Source organism: Paenisporosarcina macmurdoensis (assembly GCF_042658845.1).
Taxonomy (GTDB): Bacteria; Bacillota; Bacilli; order Bacillales_A; family Planococcaceae; genus Paenisporosarcina; species Paenisporosarcina macmurdoensis.
The window spans coordinates 24,040-46,699 of the sequence record NZ_JBHSRI010000004.1 but is presented as its reverse complement, the minus strand read 5'-3'; the positions used below and the strand labels follow the sequence as shown (position 1 = coordinate 46,699).

The 22,660-nt window shown below is 38.0% G+C and carries 33 protein-coding genes and 2 riboswitches; of the genes, 7 read left to right on the top strand and 26 right to left on the bottom strand.

Features of this window, described 5'->3' with window-relative positions:
• Positions 1 to 61 precede the first annotated feature (61 nt).
• A riboswitch (SAM riboswitch) is annotated at positions 62 to 167 on the bottom strand.
• Between the two features lie 164 nt (positions 168 to 331).
• Positions 332 to 1,066: an SDR family NAD(P)-dependent oxidoreductase gene (locus ACFPYN_RS05210; protein WP_377732954.1), complete on the top strand. Its 735-nt coding sequence runs from the start codon at positions 332 to 334 to the stop codon at positions 1,064 to 1,066.
• A gap of 220 nt (positions 1,067 to 1,286) precedes the next feature.
• On the opposite strand, the gene ACFPYN_RS05205 is transcribed toward ACFPYN_RS05210, so the two are convergent.
• From ACFPYN_RS05205 to ACFPYN_RS05195, 3 genes are read right to left on the bottom strand one after another with little or no spacing between them, the layout of a single operon-like run.
• Positions 1,287 to 1,571, bottom strand: coding sequence for a hypothetical protein (locus ACFPYN_RS05205; protein ID WP_377732953.1), 285 nt, complete (start codon positions 1,569 to 1,571; stop codon positions 1,287 to 1,289).
• Between the two features lie 53 nt (positions 1,572 to 1,624).
• On the bottom strand, positions 1,625 to 1,939 hold the full coding sequence (locus ACFPYN_RS05200; protein WP_377732952.1) for a DMT family transporter: 315 nt from the start codon (positions 1,937 to 1,939) through the stop codon (positions 1,625 to 1,627).
• On the bottom strand, positions 1,939 to 2,274 hold the full coding sequence (locus ACFPYN_RS05195; RefSeq protein WP_377732951.1) for a DMT family transporter: 336 nt from the start codon (positions 2,272 to 2,274) through the stop codon (positions 1,939 to 1,941). The genes ACFPYN_RS05200 and ACFPYN_RS05195 overlap by 1 nt, the downstream gene beginning before the upstream one ends.
• A gap of 55 nt (positions 2,275 to 2,329) precedes the next feature.
• A riboswitch (guanidine-I (ykkC/yxkD leader) is annotated at positions 2,330 to 2,434 on the bottom strand.
• Between the two features lie 215 nt (positions 2,435 to 2,649).
• On the opposite strand from ACFPYN_RS05195, the gene ACFPYN_RS05190 reads away from it, so the two are divergent.
• Positions 2,650 to 2,856, top strand: coding sequence for a hypothetical protein (locus tag ACFPYN_RS05190; RefSeq protein ID WP_377732950.1), 207 nt, complete (start codon positions 2,650 to 2,652; stop codon positions 2,854 to 2,856).
• 29 nt (positions 2,857 to 2,885) lie between these two features.
• On the opposite strand, the gene ACFPYN_RS05185 is transcribed toward ACFPYN_RS05190, so the two are convergent.
• The 6 genes from ACFPYN_RS05185 to ACFPYN_RS05160 form a co-directional block, all read right to left on the bottom strand.
• The gene (locus tag ACFPYN_RS05185; protein WP_377732949.1) at positions 2,886 to 3,314 is read right to left on the bottom strand and encodes an NUDIX hydrolase; all 429 of its coding nucleotides are present in this window, start codon (positions 3,312 to 3,314) and stop codon (positions 2,886 to 2,888) included.
• A gap of 70 nt (positions 3,315 to 3,384) precedes the next feature.
• Positions 3,385 to 4,335 (bottom strand): Rpn family recombination-promoting nuclease/putative transposase, encoded by a 951-nt coding sequence (locus ACFPYN_RS05180; RefSeq protein ID WP_377732948.1) that lies wholly within the window; start codon positions 4,333 to 4,335, stop codon positions 3,385 to 3,387.
• A gap of 220 nt (positions 4,336 to 4,555) precedes the next feature.
• The gene (locus ACFPYN_RS05175) at positions 4,556 to 4,690 is read right to left on the bottom strand and encodes a hypothetical protein (protein WP_377732947.1); all 135 of its coding nucleotides are present in this window, start codon (positions 4,688 to 4,690) and stop codon (positions 4,556 to 4,558) included.
• Between the two features lie 92 nt (positions 4,691 to 4,782).
• Positions 4,783 to 5,115 (bottom strand): NUDIX hydrolase, encoded by a 333-nt coding sequence (locus ACFPYN_RS05170; RefSeq protein WP_377732946.1) that lies wholly within the window; start codon positions 5,113 to 5,115, stop codon positions 4,783 to 4,785.
• Between the two features lie 136 nt (positions 5,116 to 5,251).
• Positions 5,252 to 6,082 (bottom strand): glycerophosphodiester phosphodiesterase, encoded by an 831-nt coding sequence (locus tag ACFPYN_RS05165; protein ID WP_377732945.1) that lies wholly within the window; start codon positions 6,080 to 6,082, stop codon positions 5,252 to 5,254.
• Positions 6,083 to 6,183: 101 nt separating this feature from the next.
• Positions 6,184 to 6,318: a hypothetical protein gene (locus tag ACFPYN_RS05160; protein ID WP_377732944.1), complete on the bottom strand. Its 135-nt coding sequence runs from the start codon at positions 6,316 to 6,318 to the stop codon at positions 6,184 to 6,186.
• 229 nt (positions 6,319 to 6,547) lie between these two features.
• Between ACFPYN_RS05160 and corA the strand changes: the two genes are divergently transcribed.
• The gene (gene corA / locus ACFPYN_RS05155) at positions 6,548 to 7,510 is read left to right on the top strand and encodes a magnesium/cobalt transporter CorA (RefSeq protein ID WP_377732943.1); all 963 of its coding nucleotides are present in this window, start codon (positions 6,548 to 6,550) and stop codon (positions 7,508 to 7,510) included.
• A gap of 328 nt (positions 7,511 to 7,838) precedes the next feature.
• On the opposite strand, the gene ACFPYN_RS05150 is transcribed toward corA, so the two are convergent.
• Entirely contained in the window at positions 7,839 to 8,435 is a 597-nt protein-coding gene (locus ACFPYN_RS05150) for a class I SAM-dependent methyltransferase (protein WP_377732942.1), read from the bottom strand.
• Positions 8,436 to 8,523: 88 nt separating this feature from the next.
• Positions 8,524 to 9,549, bottom strand: a complete 1,026-nt coding sequence (locus ACFPYN_RS05145; RefSeq protein ID WP_377732941.1) for a hypothetical protein — start codon at positions 9,547 to 9,549, stop codon at positions 8,524 to 8,526.
• A gap of 333 nt (positions 9,550 to 9,882) precedes the next feature.
• Between ACFPYN_RS05145 and ACFPYN_RS05140 the strand changes: the two genes are divergently transcribed.
• Positions 9,883 to 10,299 (top strand): hypothetical protein, encoded by a 417-nt coding sequence (locus ACFPYN_RS05140; protein ID WP_377732940.1) that lies wholly within the window; start codon positions 9,883 to 9,885, stop codon positions 10,297 to 10,299.
• Positions 10,300 to 10,433: 134 nt separating this feature from the next.
• On the opposite strand, the gene ACFPYN_RS05135 is transcribed toward ACFPYN_RS05140, so the two are convergent.
• From ACFPYN_RS05135 to ACFPYN_RS05120, 4 genes are all read right to left on the bottom strand, one after another.
• Entirely contained in the window at positions 10,434 to 10,973 is a 540-nt protein-coding gene (locus ACFPYN_RS05135; protein ID WP_377732939.1) for a DUF1697 domain-containing protein, read from the bottom strand.
• A gap of 350 nt (positions 10,974 to 11,323) precedes the next feature.
• Positions 11,324 to 11,734 carry a pyridoxamine 5'-phosphate oxidase family protein gene (locus ACFPYN_RS05130; RefSeq protein ID WP_377732938.1) on the bottom strand — a complete coding sequence of 137 codons (411 nt, stop codon included), beginning with the start codon at positions 11,732 to 11,734 and terminating at the stop codon, positions 11,324 to 11,326.
• A 65-nt stretch (positions 11,735 to 11,799) separates the two neighbouring features.
• Positions 11,800 to 12,816, bottom strand: coding sequence for a PQQ-dependent sugar dehydrogenase (locus ACFPYN_RS05125; RefSeq protein WP_377732937.1), 1,017 nt, complete (start codon positions 12,814 to 12,816; stop codon positions 11,800 to 11,802).
• A 56-nt stretch (positions 12,817 to 12,872) separates the two neighbouring features.
• Positions 12,873 to 13,604, bottom strand: coding sequence for a sulfite exporter TauE/SafE family protein (locus tag ACFPYN_RS05120; protein WP_377732936.1), 732 nt, complete (start codon positions 13,602 to 13,604; stop codon positions 12,873 to 12,875).
• Between the two features lie 86 nt (positions 13,605 to 13,690).
• On the opposite strand from ACFPYN_RS05120, the gene ACFPYN_RS05115 reads away from it, so the two are divergent.
• Positions 13,691 to 13,882: a CsbD family protein gene (locus tag ACFPYN_RS05115; protein ID WP_377732935.1), complete on the top strand. Its 192-nt coding sequence runs from the start codon at positions 13,691 to 13,693 to the stop codon at positions 13,880 to 13,882.
• Positions 13,883 to 13,922: 40 nt separating this feature from the next.
• On the opposite strand, the gene ACFPYN_RS05110 is transcribed toward ACFPYN_RS05115, so the two are convergent.
• From ACFPYN_RS05110 to ACFPYN_RS05070, 9 genes are all read right to left on the bottom strand, one after another.
• Positions 13,923 to 14,663 (bottom strand): STAS domain-containing protein, encoded by a 741-nt coding sequence (locus ACFPYN_RS05110; RefSeq protein WP_377732934.1) that lies wholly within the window; start codon positions 14,661 to 14,663, stop codon positions 13,923 to 13,925.
• Entirely contained in the window at positions 14,650 to 15,303 is a 654-nt protein-coding gene (locus ACFPYN_RS05105; protein ID WP_377732933.1) for a cobalamin B12-binding domain-containing protein, read from the bottom strand. Before ACFPYN_RS05105 ends, ACFPYN_RS05110 begins: the two co-directional genes overlap by 14 nt.
• A gap of 30 nt (positions 15,304 to 15,333) precedes the next feature.
• On the bottom strand, positions 15,334 to 15,678 hold the full coding sequence (locus ACFPYN_RS05100) for a hypothetical protein (RefSeq protein ID WP_377732932.1): 345 nt from the start codon (positions 15,676 to 15,678) through the stop codon (positions 15,334 to 15,336).
• A complete protein-coding gene (locus ACFPYN_RS05095; RefSeq protein ID WP_377732931.1) occupies positions 15,675 to 15,980 on the bottom strand; it encodes an antibiotic biosynthesis monooxygenase family protein in 306 nt (101 codons plus the stop codon). The genes ACFPYN_RS05100 and ACFPYN_RS05095 overlap by 4 nt, the downstream gene beginning before the upstream one ends.
• 143 nt (positions 15,981 to 16,123) lie before the next feature.
• Entirely contained in the window at positions 16,124 to 16,621 is a 498-nt protein-coding gene (locus tag ACFPYN_RS05090; protein WP_377732930.1) for a GNAT family N-acetyltransferase, read from the bottom strand.
• 156 nt (positions 16,622 to 16,777) lie between these two features.
• The gene (locus ACFPYN_RS05085) at positions 16,778 to 17,590 is read right to left on the bottom strand and encodes a metallophosphoesterase (protein ID WP_377732929.1); all 813 of its coding nucleotides are present in this window, start codon (positions 17,588 to 17,590) and stop codon (positions 16,778 to 16,780) included.
• Positions 17,591 to 17,603: 13 nt separating this feature from the next.
• The gene (locus tag ACFPYN_RS05080; protein ID WP_377732928.1) at positions 17,604 to 18,221 is read right to left on the bottom strand and encodes an NAD(P)-dependent oxidoreductase; all 618 of its coding nucleotides are present in this window, start codon (positions 18,219 to 18,221) and stop codon (positions 17,604 to 17,606) included.
• 60 nt (positions 18,222 to 18,281) lie between these two features.
• Positions 18,282 to 18,728: a DUF4385 domain-containing protein gene (locus tag ACFPYN_RS05075; protein WP_377732927.1), complete on the bottom strand. Its 447-nt coding sequence runs from the start codon at positions 18,726 to 18,728 to the stop codon at positions 18,282 to 18,284.
• 30 nt (positions 18,729 to 18,758) lie between these two features.
• Positions 18,759 to 19,145: a VOC family protein gene (locus tag ACFPYN_RS05070; protein ID WP_377732926.1), complete on the bottom strand. Its 387-nt coding sequence runs from the start codon at positions 19,143 to 19,145 to the stop codon at positions 18,759 to 18,761.
• A 91-nt stretch (positions 19,146 to 19,236) separates the two neighbouring features.
• Here ACFPYN_RS05070 and ACFPYN_RS05065 point away from each other — a divergent pair, with 91 nt between their 5' ends.
• The gene (locus tag ACFPYN_RS05065; protein WP_377732925.1) at positions 19,237 to 19,608 is read left to right on the top strand and encodes a VOC family protein; all 372 of its coding nucleotides are present in this window, start codon (positions 19,237 to 19,239) and stop codon (positions 19,606 to 19,608) included.
• 449 nt (positions 19,609 to 20,057) lie between these two features.
• On the opposite strand, the gene ACFPYN_RS05060 is transcribed toward ACFPYN_RS05065, so the two are convergent.
• The gene (locus ACFPYN_RS05060) at positions 20,058 to 21,011 is read right to left on the bottom strand and encodes a nuclease-related domain-containing protein (RefSeq protein ID WP_377732924.1); all 954 of its coding nucleotides are present in this window, start codon (positions 21,009 to 21,011) and stop codon (positions 20,058 to 20,060) included.
• A gap of 206 nt (positions 21,012 to 21,217) precedes the next feature.
• Positions 21,218 to 21,934 carry a CBS domain-containing protein gene (locus ACFPYN_RS05055; RefSeq protein WP_377732923.1) on the bottom strand — a complete coding sequence of 239 codons (717 nt, stop codon included), beginning with the start codon at positions 21,932 to 21,934 and terminating at the stop codon, positions 21,218 to 21,220.
• A gap of 89 nt (positions 21,935 to 22,023) precedes the next feature.
• Here ACFPYN_RS05055 and ACFPYN_RS05050 point away from each other — a divergent pair, with 89 nt between their 5' ends.
• Positions 22,024 to 22,428 (top strand): HIT family protein, encoded by a 405-nt coding sequence (locus tag ACFPYN_RS05050; protein ID WP_377732922.1) that lies wholly within the window; start codon positions 22,024 to 22,026, stop codon positions 22,426 to 22,428.
• Positions 22,429 to 22,660: the final 232 nt, after the last annotated feature.

The window sequence follows — 22,660 nt, the reverse complement described above, 5'->3', positions numbered from 1 at the left end:
TCTTTAATCCACATAAAAAAACCTCTTCACAAAAAAGAAGAGGTTAGTAAAAACTAACATCCTCTTATCTGTCAGCTACTGCTGCAAGAATTAGCACCGTGCCTACTCGCGTAAGTCGGTTGCCGGGTTTCATAGGGCTAGTTCCCTCCACCTGCTCTTGATAAGAAAAATGTAGATATGTATTTTTAAAAATATAAATCGAATTATTGCATCTATTCCCATTAATGTCAACCCTATTATTATAAAAATCTGAATTGAAGAAATTGACTGATAGTTACAAAGAGGAGTAGGATGAACTTGAATATAAATACAAATCCTGGAGGTTTTCTAGTTGAGATTACAAGATAAAGTAGCGATTGTCACTGGTGGCGCAAGTGGGATTGGCGAATTTACTGTGCGTGAAATGCTCAAGCAAGGCGCGAAAGTAGTCATCGCAGATTTTGATGATGCGGGTGGTCAAAAACTTGCGGACGAACTAGGTGAAGGCGTTTCATTCATCCATGTTGACGTTTCAAATGAGGAACAAGTTGAAGCAATGGTTAAGCACTCCGTGGATACGTTTGGCAAAGTGGATATTTTATTTAGCAACGCAGGTATCGGGTCAACTGGTTCTACTCATGAGTTGTCATTGGAAGACTGGAATAAAACGATTTCCGTTAACTTATCTGGCGTATTTTTATGTGCGAAATACGCATTAATAGAAATGGTCAAACAAGGTAGCGGGAGCATCGTCAACTGCGCATCCATCTTAGGTCATGTTGGCCAAGCAGCTACCGCTTCTTACACAGCAGCAAAAGGTGGCGTCGTAAACATGACACGCGCCCTTGCTGTGGAATATGCTTCTCAAGGTATTCGTGTAAACGCCGTGTGTCCTGGTTACATCAACACGCCATTGCTGGATCAATTAGATGATGCGACAAGGAAACACTTGGTATCACTACACCCACTTGGCCGCCTAGGTGAATCACAAGAAGTGGCAAACGCCGTTGTTTTCCTTGCCTCAGATGAAGCGAGTTTTGTCACAGGGGCGAACTTATTGGTAGATGGTGGGTATACTGCTCAGTAACCTTCTGTTGTTAAGTTGAAAAGATGATTCCTTTATAAAAAGAGACCTGGCTCGCCGAAAAAGCGAAGCAGGTCTCTTGTTTTAATTAGGAGAAAATTGGATAGTTGCGACAATAACGTGAAAAGTTACGACAATAATTCAAGAAGTTACGATGATAACGGTAAAAGTTGCGACGATAACTAATAAAGTTGCGACAATAGAAGCAAATCTGAGGTTACAGCTAAACTATAAGCCAGAATAAGATGATAATCCCGATCATCATTAGCCCCATAAGAAACGAGACTGTACGAAACGCTGGAATATAATGACTTTGAGAAAAAAACTTTTTACAAAGCCATAAAACAAATACAAAAAATATGTCGATAAACTCTATTGATCCAACGACACCGAAATCTTCAATCTCTCCATCTTCATCGTCTTTGTATGTTTTAAATGCGGAATAAAAGCAAGAAATGCCAACAAGTCCGAATAAAACAGTTGCGATAATGGAGATCCAAATCGACACATAACTTCCCCCTTAAGATCACGCATTACGTGTTCAATTCCTGCATCATACCATTACGAAATAAACTTCAATCCAACCGCTGCACTTAACACCATGGCAATAAACAACACGCGCAACCACGTTTTAGGCTCCCCGTATAATATCATGCCTAAAATCGCACCGCCAGAGGCACCAATACCTGTCCATACCGCATAAGCCGTTCCCATTGGAAGACTTTCCATCGCTAACGCAAGGAACAAGAAACTAGCGCCAAAGCTGACGAACAATCCTGTGATCGATTTCCAGTTGCGATTTTTATGCACTTGGTTGATCATCACTACTCCAGTCATTTCAAATAGTCCTGCAATGATTAAAAATAGCCAAGCCATTAGGATGCCACCTCTTCCTGTTCTTTCGTCACTAACTTGAGTCCGACAACGCCCAGTAACAACAGCGCAATTAACCCAATTTTCGCGATGCTAAAGTCTTGTCCAAAAAATAAGATATCTGCGATTACTGTACCTGCTGTTCCAAGTCCCACGAACACCGCGTAGACGGTCCCCACCGGTAATGTTTTCCCTGCCATAATCATTAAATAAAAACTCACAGCAATGGCTATTGCGGTTCCAATCCATGTCCATATATCATCCGCATGTTTTAAGCCTATGACCCAAAATACTTCAAAAAAAGCGGCAATGAATACTTTCATCCATTCTTTATTCATCCTGTTCATCTCCTATCCATAAAAATAAGCCTGAGAAATTAACGTAAAATACGTTATCTCCCAGGCTTTTATCCTTCCGTGTATCTTTGCTATACGAGCAAAGCGTTTTCTCTCGGACCAGACCAAACCAGTTGTTTGCGGAACCCTAGAAAACTTGATCGTCACTTTGCTAAATGACGCTTTATGAAATTAATCAGTCCATGGCTAGAATAAACCATCGAATGTAGTGAGTCAAATGAAGAGCTCACTTCTTTACTCCATATAGATATTTCAATGCTTGTATAATATTCCAACAAATGTCATTATAGAAATTACTAGTACATTTATATGATTTGAGATTGAGTAAGTCTATCCTGGGAGTATGGGGGAATCACAATGAAAATGATAACAAATAAATTCATTATTCTTGTCATAACCACAAATATTTTCATCATTTTTTATCAATTACTGGCTTTTTTCGGAGCTAATCTACTACCCATTTCTCCACTTGGGACGATGATTGGAATGATTTCCCTCTTTCTTCTCATTCCGTTCTCTTATTTGTCAGCTTATGGAGTTGTGAAGATCATTAAAGGCATGTAAAGAGACTTGCGCTGATTAGTACATGGCATTTAGAATATGGTCTTTAAAATCTTGCGAAACTCTGAAAGTAAGGAGTTGTATGACTCGTCATTCAATTCGTCTTGTGAAACCCACACATATTCTGAATGCTCGTCATTCATTTGAAAATTGGCGAGCTGTGCATCGGTAATGTCAGCTACATATGTATAAATTAATCGGTAAATCGGCTCGCTGACTGTATTTCCTTCGAACGTTCGGACGTGAATCTCTGTCAATTTATCTAGATTTAAATTCGTTTCTTCCTTCAGTTCACGATATGCAGCTTCTAGCGGTATTTCATGAAACTTCACTTTTCCCGCTGGCACATTCCACACGCCAGGTGCAACCGCTGCTTCTTCTGAACGCTTCGCGAGTAAGATTTTATCGTTCTTCTTCAAAATGATTTCCACTGAAACACGGTAGTTGGGGTGATGAGTCATGGCTATGGTCTCCAATTCTAAGTATTGAAAAATGCCGAACTTTGAAATAGCTTCGGCATCTTTGAGAGCATTATTTATTTGCGAACTTTTCTACTTCTGTTCTAGGGATCTCTAAAATGCTCGCAATTTGTTCAATCGTCATGCCAGCTGCAGCCATCTTTTGAATGTTGTTTTTTCTTTCCAAATTGATGCCTTCTTCTTGCCCTATCTTTTTACCTTCTTCTTTTCCTACCGCTTTACCTTCATTAATACCTATCGCTTTACCTTCACTAATACCCATCTCTTTACCTTCACTAATACCTATCTCTTTACCTTCACTAATACCCATCGCTTTACCTTCATTAATACCTATTTCTTTCCCTATTTCCCTACCCTCTTCGATACCTTTACGAAGGCTTTCCTCCACTGCAACACGCGCATCTTCTTCAATTTGAATACGCGTTCGTTCTGTCCGCTCACTACTCATCGCGTGATAGCGGGCCAATTGATCTTGGCTCAAGTCCTGCAAAGCCTGATACGCTTTGCTAAATGTAGGTTCTTCCATCGCAAGTCCCTCCTTTACTTTTTGGTCACCTTTTATAAACAATAACCATTTTTCAAGTGCCGTTGCTTCTTTTATATGCGTCATATCAATTTTTGTTAATTCAAGTACATGCATTTCTATATGATGGGAATAAACAAACTGATCTTCTGTCTCTGTTAATAAAAACTTACTATGAAAATGTTCTTTTGGCAAGAAGTTGAAGTCCGTCACGGCGATTTGAATCGTTTTATTTAACTTAGAATATGGCTGTCTTTTGCGATCTTGATTGGCGTACATTTTTGCCCAATACATAAGCATCCGTTCAGGGAACGCATGGTGATTTTGGAGTTGGATTTCGATATTAATCATACTATTATCATTTGATAATACTCGAATATCCATTATTGAAGCTTTATCATCTGCATGATTCATTTCCAAATGCGGATCCACAAAAACGATTTCTTTAATATCTAAAACAACAAAAAAACTCTTCCACAAAATGAAGAGTCCACAACTAAAAATAGTATTTATATGATTTTTTTAGCTAATTCCAATGAGTAAATGAAGAGTTTGAATAAGAAGACCTCTTTGATTGTGCTCGTTGTGTGGACCGACTTATGAAGTCTATAAATCGAATGATTGTATTCTTTTTCGTCAACAAGGTTGGGTGATTTTCCATCTTAATTAGCCTCCTATCATTTTTTATTTCCATCTTCATTTACCTTGCCTTAATGGGTATCCCTTGGCGCTTCTGAAATGGCAACGTGACCACGGTTCCAGCAACTCCACCTATGGCCAAAAACGAAAGGATGGCGATGGGAAGAATGTGCTTCTTCAACTGTATTTGAGTCATGTAGTACCTCCTTATAGTTGACTTGCTCTTTTAGTGTAGTCATTAAATATGAAGAGGATATGAATCGTGTGTTAAGACATTATTTAGAATAATTATCCATCTTTACAATTCAAAATTTTGTATGAAGAAATGGTAAAAATGATCAAAGACATGTAAAAAGACTTGCTCCGATTGGAACATGGCATGTAAAATATTGCCGTTAAAATCTCGCGGAACTCTGAAAGTAAGGAGTTGTATGACTGGTCATTCGAATGAAAATTGTCGAGCTGTGCATCTGTAATGTCAGTTACATATGTAAAATTTAATTGGCAAATCGGCTTGCTGACTGCATTTCCTTCGAACGTTCGGACGTGATTCTCTACTAATTTTTCGACATCTAAATTCGTTTCTTCCTTCAGTTCACGGTAGTTGGGGTGATGAGTCATGGCAATGTTCACCGATTCTAAGTATTGAAAAATGCCGAACTTTGAAATAGCTTCGGCATCTTTCAGAGCATTATTTATTTGCGAACTTTTCAACTTCTAATTTAGGAATGGTAGAAACGATGAATCAAGTTGATTACTATTCTTTTCTTGGGTCAACATAATCAGGATAATCCGTAATAATACCGTCCACATTCATCTCCAGAAGAAAGTCAGCAGATTCCTGGCTTCGTACAGTCCATGATTGTATTTTCATCCCTTGTGAATGCACTTGATTGACTAGATCTTCAGTGATTAATCCGTAACTTGGATTAAAATAATCAGCGTACGCACTAAACTCTTTTAAAGCTTGCGGTGTTGTATCTGTTTTTGACCATGTCAGCACTCCAATTGGAACATTCGGTAGAAGGGTGTTCATTTTTTTCATAGATTCAAAGTTAAACGATTGAAGAATCATTTTTTCATTTTGCGGTTTATCAAGATGGCGATCTTTTAATTCCTGAGCAATGCTTTCTTCAATGCCAGGATAGAGTTCTGGAGCCTTTAATTCAAGTAAAATACCAATCTTCCCATGATATTTGTCGAGAATTTCGTCAAACGTAGGGATTTTTTCTCCTGCAAATTCCGTGCCCTTCCAGCTTCCTGCATCTAGACTTCTCAGTTCATTCAAAGTTAAGTCTTTTATATACCCGCTGCCATCCGTTGTTCGGTCCACTGAAGTATCATGAATTATGACTAATTCACCATCTTTAGTTCTTTGAATATCCATCTCGATATAGTCTGCTTTCATTTCTATCGCTTTGTCAAAAGCAGCAATCGTATTTTCAGGAGCATAGCCTGCTGCACCACGATGGGCTATATTATCCACTTTTCTTACTTCTCCTATTGATTCTTCAGCAAACGCCTGTGTGAACGGACTAAATAAAAATAGTAAAGATAATCCTGTACCCAATAATGTTTTTTTATTCACTCTTATCATCTCCTATTCTATTACGTTTGTATTGCTACTATGGTTAATTTAACAAGTCTAATTAGCGTGTTTATGTAGAGGTTTATTGAGAATTTCTCCTCTTACCTTGCCTTTAAAGGTAGCCCTTGTCGTTTCTGTAATGGAAAGTTTGCAATGGTTCCCGCAACTCCACCGATTGCTAAAAATGAAAAGATGGCGATAGGAAGAGCTTTCTGTTTCAAATGTGTTTGATCCATGTTTGGCCTCCTCATATTTGACTTGCTCTGCTAGTGTAGTTGTTAAATATGAAGAGGGTATGAATACTGTGTTAAGACATTATTAGAATAATTACCCATATTACAATTAGATTTTTGTCATGGACCGTTCTATCGGAGACGGTCGATTTTTTCTATTTCTAAACACGAGCTCTTCGTAAATTCGTGGTAAACTACTACTAGTATTTATCGCGTGAAACGAGGTTTTTATATGATTCGAACATTTGGCGTAACGGCTGATAGCCAATTAGAAATGGATTTCCCATTAGAAGATCTTAATAAAAAACCATTCGACTGGTATTGGGTCGATTTTGATCAGCCTACTCCAGAGGAATGGGCATTGCTGGATTCATTCTTTCATTTCCATCCCCTTACGATTGAGGATTGTTTAGATCGCTTGCAACGACCGAAAGTTGATTATTATGATGGCTATCAGTTTTTTGTTGTTCATGCGTTGAATGCACAAACGCTTGAGGCAGAAGAATTGGATATATTCGTTGGCAAAAATTTTGTTGTTACCTTTCACCATTCTTCAGTTGATGAGTTAGACTTAGTTCGTAAAAAATTACAACGCGATGCTTCATTTTGGGAGCGTGGATCCGTTTATGCTATGTATCAAATCCTCGATAAAGTGGTCGATTCATATTTCCCTATTGTCCACAAGATTGAGGATCATTTAAATGAAATTGATGATAAAATGTCATTTGATATGAAGCATTTTTCGATGGATACCGTATTTAACATGCGCAGTGATTTGCTATGGTTACGTCGTACGATTTTGCCGATGAGTGATTTAATCTATCGCGTGTTGAACTCCAGTCGTTTTGACCTTCAAAAGCACGAATATACCTACTTTGCCGATATTTCCGATCACCTTGTTAAACTGGCGGAAATTGTTGAGTCAAACCGCGAACTTACGGCGGATATTCGCGACAGCTATATGGCCATGAACTCGAATCGCATGAATCGCATTATGATGATTTTAACGATCGTATCTTCGATATTCATTCCACTAACATTCGTCGCTGGTGTATACGGCATGAATTTTAAAAACATGCCTGAACTCGAAATGAAAAATGGCTACTTCTTTGCACTAGGTGCCATGATACTAATCGGCTTATCCATGTTGGCTTGGTTCAAACACAAAGGTTGGATGAGTTTATTTAAACAATAGGCTCTGTTACAGTAATTGATTTTGTATAAATAAAAGCGCTTGGAGATTTGTCTCCAAGCGCTTTTATTTGACTGTATTATTTCACCAAATGTTCCGCTAGTTTAGGACGCAACATCTCCTAAAGGTGTAAAATCGTCTTGAAGCCAGTAACCATGTTTACCTTTATTCTTCACAAAACGTTTTAATAGTTCTGTACATGAATTTGCGATTACTGAGCAGCAATCACATGCCTAGCAAGTTAAGACAATAGCAACAGCAAATCTACCTTCTACATGAGCTAGTCGCTCCGCGAAATCTCGTTTCTAAACCTTAATTCAAAAACAAGAAATCACTTTATACTACTGGATATAAACATCGCGGCATCTTGATTCATGAAAATACGATTTCCATGATGGAATGTCTTAATTTCAATTGATGTAAATCCACTTTCGGATAAACTATTTTTCAGTTCTTCATGCGAAAAACCGTTATGAACTTTCGGATGATTTATTTTATCATTTTTGTCAAAATCAATAATAATTAGCTTGCCGCCAGTATTTAATATGTTGAACAATTCGTGTAAAATTTTTTTAGTATCTGGAATATGAAGAAGGACTAGAGACAGTAAAACTATGTCTGCCTTAAGTTCAGGAGTTTCTTGAGTAAAATCTGCATAAAGTACTTTTGAGTTAATAATTCCTTTGTGAGAGATTTTAGCTTTCGCAACATCCAACATTTGTTCTGATGAATCTATCAACAATATAGAATCTACTAGATCTGATAATTCTAAACTAATTAGACCCGTTCCACTCCCATAGTCTAATAATGATTTAGATTTATTATTTCGTAATTCTGGTCCAACTTCCTTAACTATAACTTTAGCTAATTCAATTCTTTCTTCTGTATCATATCTTTTTGCCATCTGTTCAAAAACGTTATTTTCCATATTCCACTCTCCTATTTATGTAAGCTACATAGTGGTCATTATAGCAAAAATCAAAACCTTAACTCTCAAATCCTAGTCTAAATTGAATTCAATTCTTTATACGAGTAGTTGAATATTCATTCGTTTCGATATCATATTTTAATTCAAATGTATCCCAAGTATCGTCTTTTAAATCTGCAATGATAATTGAGTAATATTTCGGTTCAATATGCGAGTAATTTTGCATTATAGCAGGTTCCTCGTATGAATCCCCTTCAATTATCGATTCAATCCAACTTCTAACTTGAGGATTCTCTTCTTTTGTAATTAATGTCATAACGGATAAAACCCCTGTATTCACAGTAGTAGACGCATCTATTTTGTCGTAATCCACTGTAACAAAACTACCGATTTTGAACTGTTCCCTGTCTAGCAAGGTTCCTAAATCATTCTTTAGTTGCGCATCTTCTGAAAAAGTAAAGTCTACCATGTTTACTCTAAATCCATCTTCATAGATTTCTGTAATATGGCCTGAAGTAATCCCTTCAGGGTGTGCAGCTTTCATCGCTTGATTAAGCCGGTCTTGTTCAAGTGCCTCTTCATTTGGTATTTCTTTCACCGTAAATTCATTTGTCTTGCGATCAATTTCAGCTTCGTACTTCTTTCCATGAATTTCCCGTTCATTAAAATTTAAAGTGATTTCTTGTTCCGTTAATTTTAAAATACTGATAGATAAAATATTACCTGTTTGTTGATTATTAATAAAATGTCTTAAAGAATTACTCACTCTTTTGCTCTCATCATCATTTTGAAGTACAACCTTTGTGGCAAAACCTTGACTCGGAAAAGATTCCAAAATGTATCCCTTATCTTCAAAAGCAACTAAATCTCCAGGTTTTATTTCTTCGAATTTCAGCTCTCGGTTATCTGCTGTTATAAGCTTGGTCTCATCCCCTATTTTATAAAACGTATTTCCAATAAGAATACTGTTTTCATGTATCATTTCCACAATAAAAAATTCAGTAATATCATGAATCGTCACTTCAGAATATCCGAGGTTAGTATTTCCACTACCACAGCCAACTGAAAAAAGCACTAAGAGTACAACCAGAATTCGTTTAGGGTAATTAGTCATATAGATTCCTCCCTTACTCCTAAAGTAGACGTCTCTTGATAAGGTTGGTTACAATGAATCCATACATGACTTCATAGAAAAAGCTTTGCTGTAAAGGTAGCCCATTTCTCTTTGGTTGTATAAAAAAAAAGAGCTATTTAAGTAGCCCAATTAGAAGCTTTTGATTAGGCATTTAAGATAAATGACTTTAATTAATGAATGCAACATGTGATGACTTCTCACTTTAAAATTTTATAACATTATCTAGCTGTCTTTTTATCACCTTAGTATATTAGTGGGACGATACTTTTAAATTAGATAGTAGAGAAGAATCTGAGAGGGTGAAATTGAAAAATGAATCAGGAAAGAGAAGAAGTTATTGTTAGATCTTTCTTTGAAAAAAGAGTTCAGGAAAGAGTTCTTTTTGAGTTGTTTACTCCAAAAAGAAGAAATCAAGCGTTAAACAGACTATGCCATGAACACAAAAGAATCTTACGCGAGAAGTATATGATTGAAATACCAACACCTAACTCAGATCCCCGTCATATTTTCGAACTACTTCAGAGGTATGGTGCTGAAACTACTTGTTACTCCTTGTCTTATAATGACAAAATTGATGGAAAAGAACTTCCATTGATGACTGCGTTAGAACATGCCGTCGGATTTGGGGCACCCTCCATTATTTCTTGCATACCAAATAAACTAGCTTATTTTGAAGCAGAACAAAGCTACGGCGCTCCACAGCGATATATTTTAAAAAGACTAAATTAGTAATATTGTTTTATAGTTTATTGTGTCAACATAGTCCTTTTGCGAGAGATTATTAAAGCGAATAGTTACTGGTAATCCTTCATCAATCCAATCTACATAGTACCCATTCTGCACTGGCAGATAGTTTATTTCCTTCACTCCATTGCCTCGCTCATTGCTGCAAGTTTCATGGTGGTTTTCCAGTTACGAATGGTTGCAGAAACCCCTAACTTTTGAAGTTGCAGTGGTAGTTTAGAATCGCGAAAGTTTTGACGTAAAAATAAGTAAATATCTTTATCTTGGACATCGTACTGATCCACATCATTTTGGAACTTCTGTAATTTGTTAAGAGCTTCTTGTGAAGGCGTGTCAGACAATAAAGCTAGGTGGATACTTTCACCTTCTACTAGTGATTCAACTGGGTATGGGCAATTGTCGATTAGTTTCTTCCATTCCTTAGACGTTCTCAAGATAACAGGAACTGAACAACCGAACGTGTCTTTTATTTGTTGCTCAATCTGTTGGCTTAGTTCATCAGATTCCATGTCTGATTCAAATACGATATTGCCACTTTGGATATACGTTTGTACGTTATTTAAGCCTATAGTTCCGAATAGCTGTTTCAAGTCAGCCATTTTGATTATATTGTGACCACCTACGTTAATCCCTCTTAGCAATGCAATATAAATTGTCATTTTTCCACCTCATCAGTATTATCCTTCTCCCTTAGTTGGAAGGCGGGTATATCGGTTGCAAAGAATTTACATGAAAACTTAAAATTCCGAATGAAGACATCCCTAAATATGGTATTCGAGATATTTTTCATTTAACCTTCCTATGCGTTCATTATTTTCCGACCAACTATTTGGTGTTTCCGACCAAGTTTTTTGCGTTTCCGCCCACTAATCTGCTGTTTTCGCCCAACTTTTTTACATTTCCGACCATACTATCGATGTTTCCGACCATTCGCCTGGAGGCGGACACTTCGTCCTGTCCATAAACACAAAAAGCTCACTCTCAACTGAGAGCGAGCTTTTCTTACACACTAAAATTCAATTGTTTCGGGTGGTTGGCCACTTTTATTCATCAGTCGAACTGATGAGGGTTTTACTACCAGAATTACTAAGTTCGGGTCATCTGGTCCTTCAAACCAGTTTTTCATATGGTCGTTCCAAATCTTTTCTTTTAAGCTTTCGTCTGTGCTTTCAGTGACTTGGCCTTCAATTTCTAGGAATGCATCACCAAATCCTTCACCTTCATAGCCGATTAAAATATGGGTGTATGGATTTGCTTCAATATCTTCCACTTTGTGCGTATTTTTATTCGTTGGCGTATATAGAGTGAAATCTTCGTTGTAGAAAGTCATATACCTTGAATGGGGTTTATTACTTTTCACTGTTGCCATTGTGCCGATGCGACTTTCGTTTAAAATGTTCAATGCTTGTTTTTTACTCATTCGAAATCAGCTCCTTTATGAAAGTATTCCTTTCACTCCCGTCACTTAAACATACGAATGTGTTGTTATTTTTCTACATATTGGTAAAGTTTATCATCGTCTGCTGCTGGAGTTCCTCTGCCATCTCGATTATTTGACACGAAGTATAGTTCTTCACCATTTGAAAACACATCCCGTATTCGTCCGAAACCGGTGATTTTATCTTCTAGTTCGCCAGTCTCAGAATTAACGACCAATATGCCTTCTCCTCGAAGTGCGGCAACATATAACTTACCTTTATGAAACGTCATACCAGAAGGTGCCCACGTGTCGTTCGCTCCAGAATGAAGTAACGGTGGTACAAGTCCTTCTCGCTCCTCGTCTCCTTCGATTAATGGCCAACCGTAATTTTGGCCTTCTTCGATTTTGTTGATTTCATCGTGTGCAGATTGCCCATGTTCTGAAGCAAATAATTCTCCCTCTTCATTCCAAGCGAGTCCTTGTGGGTTGCGGTGACCCAGACTGACCGTTTCCCATTCATTGTTGGTATTTAAACGAATAATTTTACCATTTTTAGATTGCTGATCCTGAGCTAAATCCGGATTTGATGCATCTCCAATCGTTGCATATAACAAACCATCAGGACCAATTTCGAGACGTCCTCCGTGATGAACATTACCAGTTGAGATGCTATCTAAATGGATAGCGATTTCTTTCCAGACGTTGCCTTCTAACTGCAAAGTTACGATGCGATTAAATGGACCTTTTCCATCGTCATAATTGTAGTAAGCAAATGCTGTTTTAGTGTCCTCGAATGTAGGTGTTAAGACAAAGCCAAGTAAACCAGCTTCTGAAACCTTTGCTAAAGGAGATGAAAACTCCACTTTTTGATGTTCCACAGTGCCGTCTTCTTTTACGTAGGCAATCGTCCCGACACGTTCTGATATGTAAAATTCATCACCCACTTGATTAATAGACCAAGGAATTTCTAGGTTTGTCGCCACTTCTTTAAAAGACTCTGGCTCCGCCGTTGTCTTTCGTTCAAGGAATCCACACCCACTGATAAATAGAACGCAAAATGCGAGAACAAAGAATTTTTTCACGACCGTCACCTCTTCTACTCTTTCTTTCTATTATACAGAATATTTATACTTATTTTCTATAAATTAGTAACCACAATTTGAATGAGTAGTGCGATTGTGACAATTCTCAGTAATGGCTTTACGTATTCTTTTTTTAATTTACGGGCAAGATGAACCCCGATTTGAGCACCACTAACTGATCCGAGTAATAACGCCATCGTTACCGCCCACATGATTTTACCAGTTGCGATATATGTGATAGAGGCTCCAAAACAACTTGAGAAAATTGCGATTCTGGCCAGCCCAACTGCACGAATATATGAAATGCCAAGATGCGATAATACATACATCATTAAGGTACCTGAGCCAGGACCAAATACACCGTCATAAAAGCCTATGCCAAAAAGACTGAACCCACTTTTTTTATTGATCACTAATGGACGGTTTCCATCAAATTCACTTGACCCTAAAAACGAAGAGAGTAAGGCAAAACTAAGTAATACAACGGCTATGACAATCATCGTACTTTCAGTAAGAAGTGAAGCAATTAAGCCGCCTGTGATTCCCCCACCTAAACATAAGGGCATAACGATTAACGCTTCCTTAACAGTTACTTCTTTGTATTTGTAGATAACAATGAAACTTGATAAAGAGCTTATTGTATTTGAGACTTTATTCGCGCCAATCGCGGAGTGTACAGGAATTCCCATCAGTAGCATAGCGGGCAAACTAATTAAGCCTCCACCACCTGCTATTGTTCCAAGTACATTCGCAATTAAACCGATGAAAAATAACCAAATGAATTCCATGAGCATCCTCTTTTGCAAAATAGAGTGTTTATAACTGATTGAGTCGGGTACTTACTAATTAACTAACATTATTAGGAGGAATTCACATGACAAACGATAATGGATTTTCAGACAAACTTAAAGGCGGAGTGAACAAAGCCAAAGGTGAAGTAAAAGATCAAGTTGGTAACGCAACAGATAATAAGTCACTTCAAGCAGAAGGCAAGTTCGATAAAGCTAAAGGTACAGTACAAGAAAAAATCGGCGAAACAAAAGATCGTCACACTGACCATAAATAATGACAAAACAGTTGCTCTCTTTACATGAGGGCAACTGTTTTTATGTTAATAAGGAGATCGCTTCTTGTAAGGTCGTCAAATAAGTTGTCAGTCCACGCTCATAATGTTTTAATAATCCCGTGTGTTTTGGTTTAATCCCAACTATATACGGTTGAATCCCCATAATTTGAAATGTTTCAATCAACTCTTGAAATTGATTCATACCAAAATCCGTAATGACCTCAATCCCATTGAAGTCAAACACGACAATCGTAAAGTTTCGCTCATATAACTCTGCAGATAACCGTTCTTGTGTATTCACAATTAAATCTTGATCCAAATGGCCAAAAAGTGGAACGAGTGCTACATGTTTCGAAAGAGGAATAATGGGCGCCGACAGTTGTTTAATTTGAACAAGTTGTTTTTCAGCTACTTCTTTTTGTGATAACAACTCAAAATCAACATGTGCCAGTCGATTTTGGTGTTCTTGAACGGCCGTCATGATTTTTTCTATTTTTTTACCTAATCCAAAGCATTGAATGATTCCCTCTTCGCCAGTCCACGTAACGGAAACCGCAAACAGTTCTTGTTCATCTTTGTTCGTTTTTAAATTCATTTCAATAGGTTCGGTAAGTGTTTCATCTAGCAAGCGTTGTCGTTTTAGTATGCTGCCCGCATCTAGTATATCTGAGAATTGTGTAACGCTCCCAAATAACCTTAACGCCGATGGAGACATACCCTTTATATGTAGCATACGATCAACGATTAACGTTGGAAATGGTAATGAATTAATGGGTAACATGTGGAATCACCCCGTCGTATTCCTTCATCCACTCGTCCAATACTTCAAAATTACGAATCATGCGTGTAGCAGGAGATGCATATTCCGATAACTCATATGAAGAAATCAATCGACTTCCCACAAGAAGTTGTGGCCTACTTTGAATGCTTTCAAGTTGCTCAACGTACGTCTTTAATTGTTCCAAATGATGAATAATTGTCAGTGAAATACCGATTACATCGGGCTTAAACCGTTCTGCAGCATCTACGGCATAAGTTAGAGGCAAATTGGCCCCCATGAATCGAACATCCCATCCTGCCTGTTCAAATAAGTGAGCGGCCATTTTCATGCCTAGAGAGTGCTGTTCTTTTTCCACACTAAAAAACATAGCTTTTTTAGATATTGGTGTGATCGGAATTTTTTTCACCCTACTATGAAATTTGGCTAATACAAAATCACAAGTAGAAGTAGCTAAATGTTCATCGGCAACAGAAATTTCATCTTCTTCCCACATCACACCAATAAGTTGCATAGCTTCTGTAACATAGTTTTGATAGATAGAAGCAACCGACAATCCTCCACTATAGAGCTTTTCTATTTGTACAAATGCTTCATCTGATTTCCCTTCAATAAAAGCATTTACTAAATCCTTTGGGGTCATTTAACTCACCTCAGTCTTTCATTTCACTCTTCATTGTATGGCTTGAATGCCTTGTTTCAAAAGCTTTTGAAAAGCCTTCGCATCCGTATCCAAGGTAGTTTCTAACACATCATGAATTCGTTGAAAATTATCGATGACATGATTTTTATTCATTCCCCGTGCGGTCAATAAGTTCGTCAACCACGTCGCGTAATTCGTGAAAACTTCAGGTTGTCCAAGCTTTGCCGCTGTTTCTAAGTGATCGAAGTGATGATGGTTATCTTCATAACAACGGGCTTTCCCAGCCTCCCCAAATCGTTCAAGAATTTCAGGGTATGCTTCGTAAATTTCTGCAACTACTTGTTCAATCGCTACTTCTCTCGCTTGTTTATTCATGTAGCCACCACTTGGTATTTGGATACTTTAGGGACGATCGCCGCAAGCTCTTGATCAGGGTAATTCTTTTCCAAGTCATGCACATGCTTGAATGCTTCACTTGTTACCCATTTCATATAAGCCGCTTTGTCGACCCATTGCATATGAACCGTTAACTCTTCAGGACGTTTATCATTTTGTAACAAATGAAAGGCTTCAAATCCTTCAAATGTATCCACCAAGCGAGAACGATTTTGGTAAATAGCAATTACCTCATCCGCCTTCCCTTTTGGTACATGAACCATAGAATGGACAATATACATGGAATTCGTACCCCTTTCATTGTGATCTTTCATAAATTTAGTTTTTTCATCTTACCATATCTTCTTTCGGAAATCTAAATATCCGACTATTTGCAGGATATTGTGCTTATATTAAATCCTTTTTATTCCACTTAATTAAGATCTTATTTAGCTTCTTCAGCCTCGTTTGGCACATATAAATGAAGGGCATATTGCTGACCTTTTGGCCCCATATAACGTCGTCCTTCGTCTGTAAATCCAGCTTTCAAATAGACATGTCTAGCTGCTTCATTGCGTTCGTTTACACCCAAAACTACTTCATCAAATTGAGGGAAATGTTTATGGATGAAAGAAGGTAGCTCAAGAATAGACTCTTCAGCAACACCTTGACCTTGAAAATCCGGATGAATCGAGTAGCCTCTCAAGAGAACTGAGTTTGGGTTTTCGGTATACCAGTAACGATCATCACTAACATCTAGTACAAAAAAACCAGCGATTTGATTACGAGCTAAAATAATGACCGGTGTTCTCGAATGCCCATCATGTTTCAGTAAGTCCAATGGATGCTCCGTGTATTCCAGTTGTTCTGGAGTTAATGGATAAAATTGCAACGCTTGTTGATGATCAGGTTCGTATGGATTTAATGTAATTGAGTTTGACAATGAGATCTCCCCTTTGAGTTGGTTTTAATATGGTGTTATTTACTTATTATGAAAATCCTGAGTCGCATTAATTTGTGTATAAAGTTATTCGTGCATTTGATCGTATTTATGCCCGTAGGTTTCGGATTCCTATTAGTTGAACCCGAGTTAGCCTTGTTAGCTTGACTTTAACGTGACCACGACGATTTCTGGCAAGTTGAATAAGCGAATTGGAATGATACTATTTCCTAAGCCACGGCTAACTACCAGTTTCGATTGTCCTTGTTCATGAATGCCTGCCGTATATTTCGGGAAATAACCTTGTCCTGGTGCTACAAGTCCACCGATACCTGGTATGCGAAACTGCCCACCATGAGCATGGCCTGAAAACGTCACATCTATCCCTGCATCTACGTATGCTTGAAAGTCTTCCGGACGATGGGCGAGAAGAACGGTAAATGCGTCGCTCGGCACACGCGAATCGGCAATCATTTGTGGAGCAACTTCCCCCATTAATGGATCGTCAATTCCGGTTAAAGAGATGGTTTCTCCAGCGCGTTCAACAGTTGCGGTTTCATTCGATAGAACACGTACACCTCGAGCCATTAATTCTTCTTTAATTCTTTCCACATCATTTGTCGCAACCTCATGATTGCCTGTTACATAATAAACATCGCTGATTTTCACAATTTGATCAATGAGATCTAAACTATTTTGTAAATTGTATCGGTTGCTATCAATGATATCTCCTGTGATGACAATCATATCCGGCTTCGTTTGTTGAATTTTGTTTACTAAACGCTGTTGCTTGTCACCGAACGTGGCATCATGTAAATCCGACACTTGCACGATACGATACCCATCAAAAGATGTTGGAATCTCGGGTGATTGCATCGTGTGGTTGGACACAGTAAGCCAATTATTATTGACGTAAAAAAAGACAATCAAACAAGCCAAGATGAATACGTATTTCACTAATTTTCTAAACATATGGAACTCCTTTTTAATAAGCAATACCAACTCGTGACGCAATAAACTGTGGGTCTAGCAATTCTTTGTACGCAAAAAATGCTGTATCACCTACTGATATCTCAACGCCATCTAGCGGTAAAAAGTTGCACTCTGTACGCCATTCTCCCGTCGCTTCACCATCTGGTAAATAGGTTGGACACACAATCGTCCACTCTAAATCCGTAGCCATAAGTTGTTCATAAACTTTGGCATGCTCTTCAGCTGCAAAGGTTAAGCGACGTTTTGATTCTGTAGATTGAAAACGATATAGTTCCGAATTGGTTCGACTTTGCAAAATCCCTGCCGTGCCGATTGTCACGATTCGGTTAACGTTTCCTTTACTCATAGCTTCTATAATTAACGGAATTGCCTCTGTTAATGTCGTTGTTTTGTCGGTACCTATTGCACTAAACACAGCATCCGCGCCTTCAATTGCATGATTTACAATCGCAGCATCGCGAATATCCCCTTCAAGGATGGTTAGGTTTTGATGCGGCGCTAATTTTGAAGGTGTACGCACAAGTGCCGTTACGTGAAGTCCATCATTAAGTGCACGTCTTAGAACTTCACTTCCTACCCGCCCCGTTGCACCGAAAATCGTAATATTCATGGAGATTCCTCCGAATCAATTTTTTTCTTCTTGTCATTCATTATGCTTAATTCAGCTTTTTTATCCAAATTCTTTTTGATGTTTCTTTTTCCGTTTCAAATAGTCATCGTCCTGACGAATTTGGTCCCATTTCTTTTTGAAAATGGCAGCTGATTTCTCTTTTACGGGGTCTATGTCGCGTTCCTTAGTTGACCCATCCTCGTTATATTTCCGACCACCCTTATAATTGGTGTAACGGCGAGCGCGTGTATAGCCCATTTGAATAAATTTCCGTGACATATCCATTCCCACAAAATCGTCTTTTGTCCGATAGTCCTCGAACAACTCCATTATCTTTTCTGAAGATTCTTTTGCGATATCTGGTGTTTTGAATCGCCAGTAGGGCAGAATTTCACTTTTATAAGGTTCCACTAACAAAACACCTTGTTCCCCGCGACCTACTCGGTACAATTCAGGCTGCTTCCGAAAGTCCAGGTTGTCAAAATCCAAATCATAATCAAATGGCATGTCCCTCACCCCTTTTACTACTCATACCCTTTATTCAGGTGCAACAATCTCTAATTTAAAACGATCCGGATCCTCAAAAAATACCGCATAATACTGACTTCCTCCAGCATAAGGATGACGATCTTTATATAATATCGTGATTCCACGATTGATTAGTTGTTCCGTTAAATCGTCTACATGTTTACGCGACTCTCCATGAAACGCTAAGTGATTCAAACCTGTACGTCCTCGATGATACGCAGTGTCCCCATGCTTTTCTTCAGTTTGAACAAACACAAGATAAGTGGCGTCATATTTATAACTAACCCCTTTCTCCCACTCTTGATAAAGTGTATAGCCCAATTTCGGCAATAGAAAATCATAAAATTCTCGTGACTCCTTTAAATTCGAAACGTTCATTTCCACGTGATGTAACATACGTATCCCCCTTTTTCTAAAGGATACCATAGCAGGAGTTCCAACCTTTTTGTCGAAAGAATAATAATGAGAAATTGGAGGGATTATGTATATGAAGAATCTAGCAATTGAGTCAATCGGGCAAATTGCCGTGAATGTAAAAGACGTGACGCGCGCAGTTTCTTTTTACAAAGATGTCATCGGGTTACCTTTACTCTTTGAATCAAACGGATTAGCCTTTTTCCAATGTGGAGAAACACGATTACTATTAAGTCTGCCAGAGAAAGCAGAGTTCGATCACCCAAGTTCAGTCCTATATTTCAAAGTAGATAAATTACCTTCAACTGTAATGTCAATGAAGGAAGCCGGAGCAGACTTTATTGATGAACCACATATGGTTGGAAAAATGGGTAACACCGAGATCTGGATGGCCTTTTTCAAAGATGGTGAAGGCAATACTCACGCGGTAATGAGCGAAGTATAATAGTCACGGAAAAACCTTCCGATGAAAAGGAAGGTTTTTTTCTTTTAACGAGAAGGCGCAGTCCTTCTCCCAATTAGGTTTTTCAAGAAATATTTTGTGGGTTGTCCACTCATTATGGTTTGTTGTCCACTCGTTGGGTGTGGTCGTCCATTCAACAGCAATTTCCGTCCACTCATTGTTACTAGTTGTCCATTCAGCAATTTTTCACTCTCGAAACACCATTTTATATGAAAACCTTCCGAAGAAAAGGAAGGTTTTTTTCTTTTAACGAGAAGGCGCAGTCCTTCTCCCAATTAGGTTTGGTTTTTCAGGAAGATTTGATGTGTTGTCCATTTATTATGGTTTGTTGTCCACTAAACATTGATTTCCGTCCACTCTTCGGGCATGGTCGTCCATTCAATAGCAATTTCCGTCCACTCATTGTTACTAGTTGTCCATTCAGCTAATTTTCACTCTCGAAAACCCATTTTATATGTTGTGCGATTCCCTTTACCTTCTATTATGAGATTCATTTCTTTTAAAAGTCTAGAAACCAACTGATGACTCTGTACCCCTAAGAATTCACGACATTCCTTATTCGTAATTTGTCCACCAACCAACATAAACCATTCCTTTATTGCTTGAATATGAGCATACGGGTCTCTTTGAAAGCACGCCTCGCAAATCCATGTGCGAAAACTACGTTTCATCATGCCCTCGCTACATTTCGTACAAAATACACCCTTCTTCAAACATGAAGTATCGACATGCCATCTGTCGCAAATTGGAAAGGGATTGAAAGGTTGATGTTCGTTGACTAGCATTTCTGCAATAATTTTTGCTTGATTCGGCTCAATCACGGTTTGATTTTTGATTTGTCGTTTAATAAATGATGGGATTTCTCCTAAGAATAGTACCGGATACTGATTGGGCTGCACATTCACTTTTTGTGTTGAATTGGACAAAACAACAGCTCCCAAAATAGGTATGTGTATGTCCTTTAAACGAAACAAATCAAAGAGCAAATCACTATTACGATCAATTTGAATCATAGGACTTTCAAAATGGTCTATCTGTCCATTATCTAAAACCCTTGATATTTGACCTGTTCCCATTAAGAAAGACATCTCACCTGCTATGTTTTTCACCTCTAAAATCAGGGCGAAATTTGGAGTTATGACGAGGCAATCAATTTGTGCCCGTCCTGTTGAGTAAAAGGATAAATCATGTAAAATGTAGATTTCATCTAAGAACGTATAATTTTCGAATACCTTTACCAATTTTGATTCACCGCGGATGCCAGCGGTCTTCATCCCTATCTTTTTATCAATCGTATCCCTCAATTGATGACTCTCAGGTAATCGTCTGAATAGTGCTTGTAACCCTTCTAAATGATGGTCTATTCCCCGTCTTTTCATAATCATGTCATCACCTCATTTGCATGGTAACACACGGAAATTCCGGCTTTTTATCACATAGTTTATTTGACCTATAATAAAAACGGAAAATGAAATTATCAAGGGCACATAAGTGGCCAAAATAAAATTTTGAGCTATTTTAATTTTCTTACCCTTAAGGTTATCAAATAGTAAAAAGGTGACATCTCAATATGAGAAATCACCTTACCTTTTCATGCTTCAATTTCAATCAAATCTAGCGGTGTGACAATGCCAACCAAGCCTTTTTCATCCGAAATTAACAATGCCTCTAATCGTCTTCCTTTAGCGATCGCATCTTTAAACAGTTCTTCAGCTTCAAAAATAGACATATCACGTGGTACGAAAAGATGATTTTCCTTCTTCTTTTCATGTTGCAGTGTTGATTCGACAGATATTTCCCAGGAAATATCTTCTTTTTCGACATGGTTTGCGAGCCAAAACATAATGCCTACTGCTGTTAATAACCCTACGAAAACATTTCCGTCATATACAGGTATTTGGGTAAATTGTTTATCTCGAATGAGTTTTAATGCATCCCTTAACGTGTCCTTTGCTTGAAGAATACTGACATCGCGTTCGAACATTTGACCAACAGTAATAGGTTTAGCTAGTGCTTCGTCTATTGTTTCCAGTACTAGTACAATTTCATCATGTGGTTCTGCAATTGCATATTCTGTAGATGTTTGATGATGTACAATCGCATTTCGTAAAGTGGCATATTCTCGTAAATCTTCTTCATATTTTCGAACGATTGCATTTTTGCGTTTCGACAGTTCAACTAGTTTAAAAAATGATAAGTGATCATTTGTACCGATGATGTCTTTCATTGATTGTTCAATACGGTGAAAAGCCGTCAGAAAGCGCTCAGAGTTTCGAACCGCTTGCTCGGCCTGTTGCTGTTTTTGCATGTTGCATTCCTCCCGTTTATCACTCATTCTACATGATTTGCTTCATAACCTTCCAATTGTATACAATTAAAAGAAAAAGAGGTGACCCAATGACCAAAGATATGACTTGCCCTTTTTGCGAACCACAAACGGATTCTGAACAACGCATTGTATTTGAAAATGAATTTTGTCGGTATTTACAACATCCGAGTCATCAAACCATTTTAGAAGGCAGCGGACTCATCGTTCCAAAAATTCATCGTCAAACAGTTTTTGATTTAACGCCAGAAGAATGGGCAGCTACATACGAATTAATGCAGCAAGTGAAAGCATTTGCCAACGACAATTATGCTCCTGATGGCTATACGCTCGGTTGGAATGTTGGAGACGCATCGAATCAATCCATCCAACACGCGCATTTTCATATCCTCCCTCGTTTTGCAGATGAACCATATGCTGGAAAAGGGATTCGCGCATGGTTCAAATCAGAGGACAACCGAAGACCTGGAAGATAAATTTGCTGAAATATTGCTAAATGGTCGGAAACACCACTTAGTTGGTCGGAAATTATGATTAGTTGGTCGAAAACACCTCGGAGTTGGTCAGAAATAAACATAAGTTGGGCAGAAACCATATTCTTTTGGAAATCTCATATCTTTTTCTTCATTCCAAATTTTTTTGATGGTTGAAAACAACAATAATCATTTTTTTAAATACATATTTAACCCGTGCATGTACAACCTAAAC

Coding starts and splice junctions, on each gene's coding strand:
- ACFPYN_RS05055 (WP_377732923.1), bottom strand. CDS start 21,934: ATGCAAAAACAGCAACAGGCCGAGCAAGCGGTTCGAAACTCTGAGCGC.
- ACFPYN_RS05135 (WP_377732939.1), bottom strand. CDS start 10,973: ATGACAATTTATATTGCATTGCTAAGAGGGATTAACGTAGGTGGTCAC.
- ACFPYN_RS05185 (WP_377732949.1), bottom strand. CDS start 3,314: ATGACTCATCACCCCAACTACCGTGTTTCAGTGGAAATCATTTTGAAG.
- ACFPYN_RS05080 (WP_377732928.1), bottom strand. CDS start 18,221: ATGAATATTACGATTTTCGGTGCAACGGGGCGGGTAGGAAGTGAAGTT.
- ACFPYN_RS05175 (WP_377732947.1), bottom strand. CDS start 4,690: ATGACTCAAATACAGTTGAAGAAGCACATTCTTCCCATCGCCATCCTT.
- ACFPYN_RS05145 (WP_377732941.1), bottom strand. CDS start 9,549: ATGACTAATTACCCTAAACGAATTCTGGTTGTACTCTTAGTGCTTTTT.
- ACFPYN_RS05200 (WP_377732952.1), bottom strand. CDS start 1,939: ATGGCTTGGCTATTTTTAATCATTGCAGGACTATTTGAAATGACTGGA.
- ACFPYN_RS05140 (WP_377732940.1), top strand. CDS start 9,883: ATGAATCAGGAAAGAGAAGAAGTTATTGTTAGATCTTTCTTTGAAAAA.
- ACFPYN_RS05195 (WP_377732951.1), bottom strand. CDS start 2,274: ATGAATAAAGAATGGATGAAAGTATTCATTGCCGCTTTTTTTGAAGTA.
- ACFPYN_RS05085 (WP_377732929.1), bottom strand. CDS start 17,590: ATGTTTAGAAAATTAGTGAAATACGTATTCATCTTGGCTTGTTTGATT.
- ACFPYN_RS05070 (WP_377732926.1), bottom strand. CDS start 19,145: ATGTTACATCACGTGGAAATGAACGTTTCGAATTTAAAGGAGTCACGA.
- ACFPYN_RS05095 (WP_377732931.1), bottom strand. CDS start 15,980: ATGTATATTGTCCATTCTATGGTTCATGTACCAAAAGGGAAGGCGGAT.
- ACFPYN_RS05100 (WP_377732932.1), bottom strand. CDS start 15,678: ATGAATAAACAAGCGAGAGAAGTAGCGATTGAACAAGTAGTTGCAGAA.
- ACFPYN_RS05190 (WP_377732950.1), top strand. CDS start 2,650: ATGAAAATGATAACAAATAAATTCATTATTCTTGTCATAACCACAAAT.
- ACFPYN_RS05115 (WP_377732935.1), top strand. CDS start 13,691: ATGACAAACGATAATGGATTTTCAGACAAACTTAAAGGCGGAGTGAAC.
- ACFPYN_RS05170 (WP_377732946.1), bottom strand. CDS start 5,115: ATGACTCATCACCCCAACTACCGTGAACTGAAGGAAGAAACGAATTTA.
- ACFPYN_RS05130 (WP_377732938.1), bottom strand. CDS start 11,734: ATGAGTAAAAAACAAGCATTGAACATTTTAAACGAAAGTCGCATCGGC.
- ACFPYN_RS05065 (WP_377732925.1), top strand. CDS start 19,237: ATGAAGAATCTAGCAATTGAGTCAATCGGGCAAATTGCCGTGAATGTA.
- ACFPYN_RS05110 (WP_377732934.1), bottom strand. CDS start 14,663: ATGTTACCCATTAATTCATTACCATTTCCAACGTTAATCGTTGATCGT.
- ACFPYN_RS05075 (WP_377732927.1), bottom strand. CDS start 18,728: ATGCCATTTGATTATGATTTGGATTTTGACAACCTGGACTTTCGGAAG.
- ACFPYN_RS05050 (WP_377732922.1), top strand. CDS start 22,024: ATGACCAAAGATATGACTTGCCCTTTTTGCGAACCACAAACGGATTCT.
- ACFPYN_RS05160 (WP_377732944.1), bottom strand. CDS start 6,318: ATGGATCAAACACATTTGAAACAGAAAGCTCTTCCTATCGCCATCTTT.
- ACFPYN_RS05120 (WP_377732936.1), bottom strand. CDS start 13,604: ATGGAATTCATTTGGTTATTTTTCATCGGTTTAATTGCGAATGTACTT.
- corA (WP_377732943.1), top strand. CDS start 6,548: ATGATTCGAACATTTGGCGTAACGGCTGATAGCCAATTAGAAATGGAT.
- ACFPYN_RS05150 (WP_377732942.1), bottom strand. CDS start 8,435: ATGGAAAATAACGTTTTTGAACAGATGGCAAAAAGATATGATACAGAA.
- ACFPYN_RS05105 (WP_377732933.1), bottom strand. CDS start 15,303: ATGACCCCAAAGGATTTAGTAAATGCTTTTATTGAAGGGAAATCAGAT.
- ACFPYN_RS05060 (WP_377732924.1), bottom strand. CDS start 21,011: ATGATTATGAAAAGACGGGGAATAGACCATCATTTAGAAGGGTTACAA.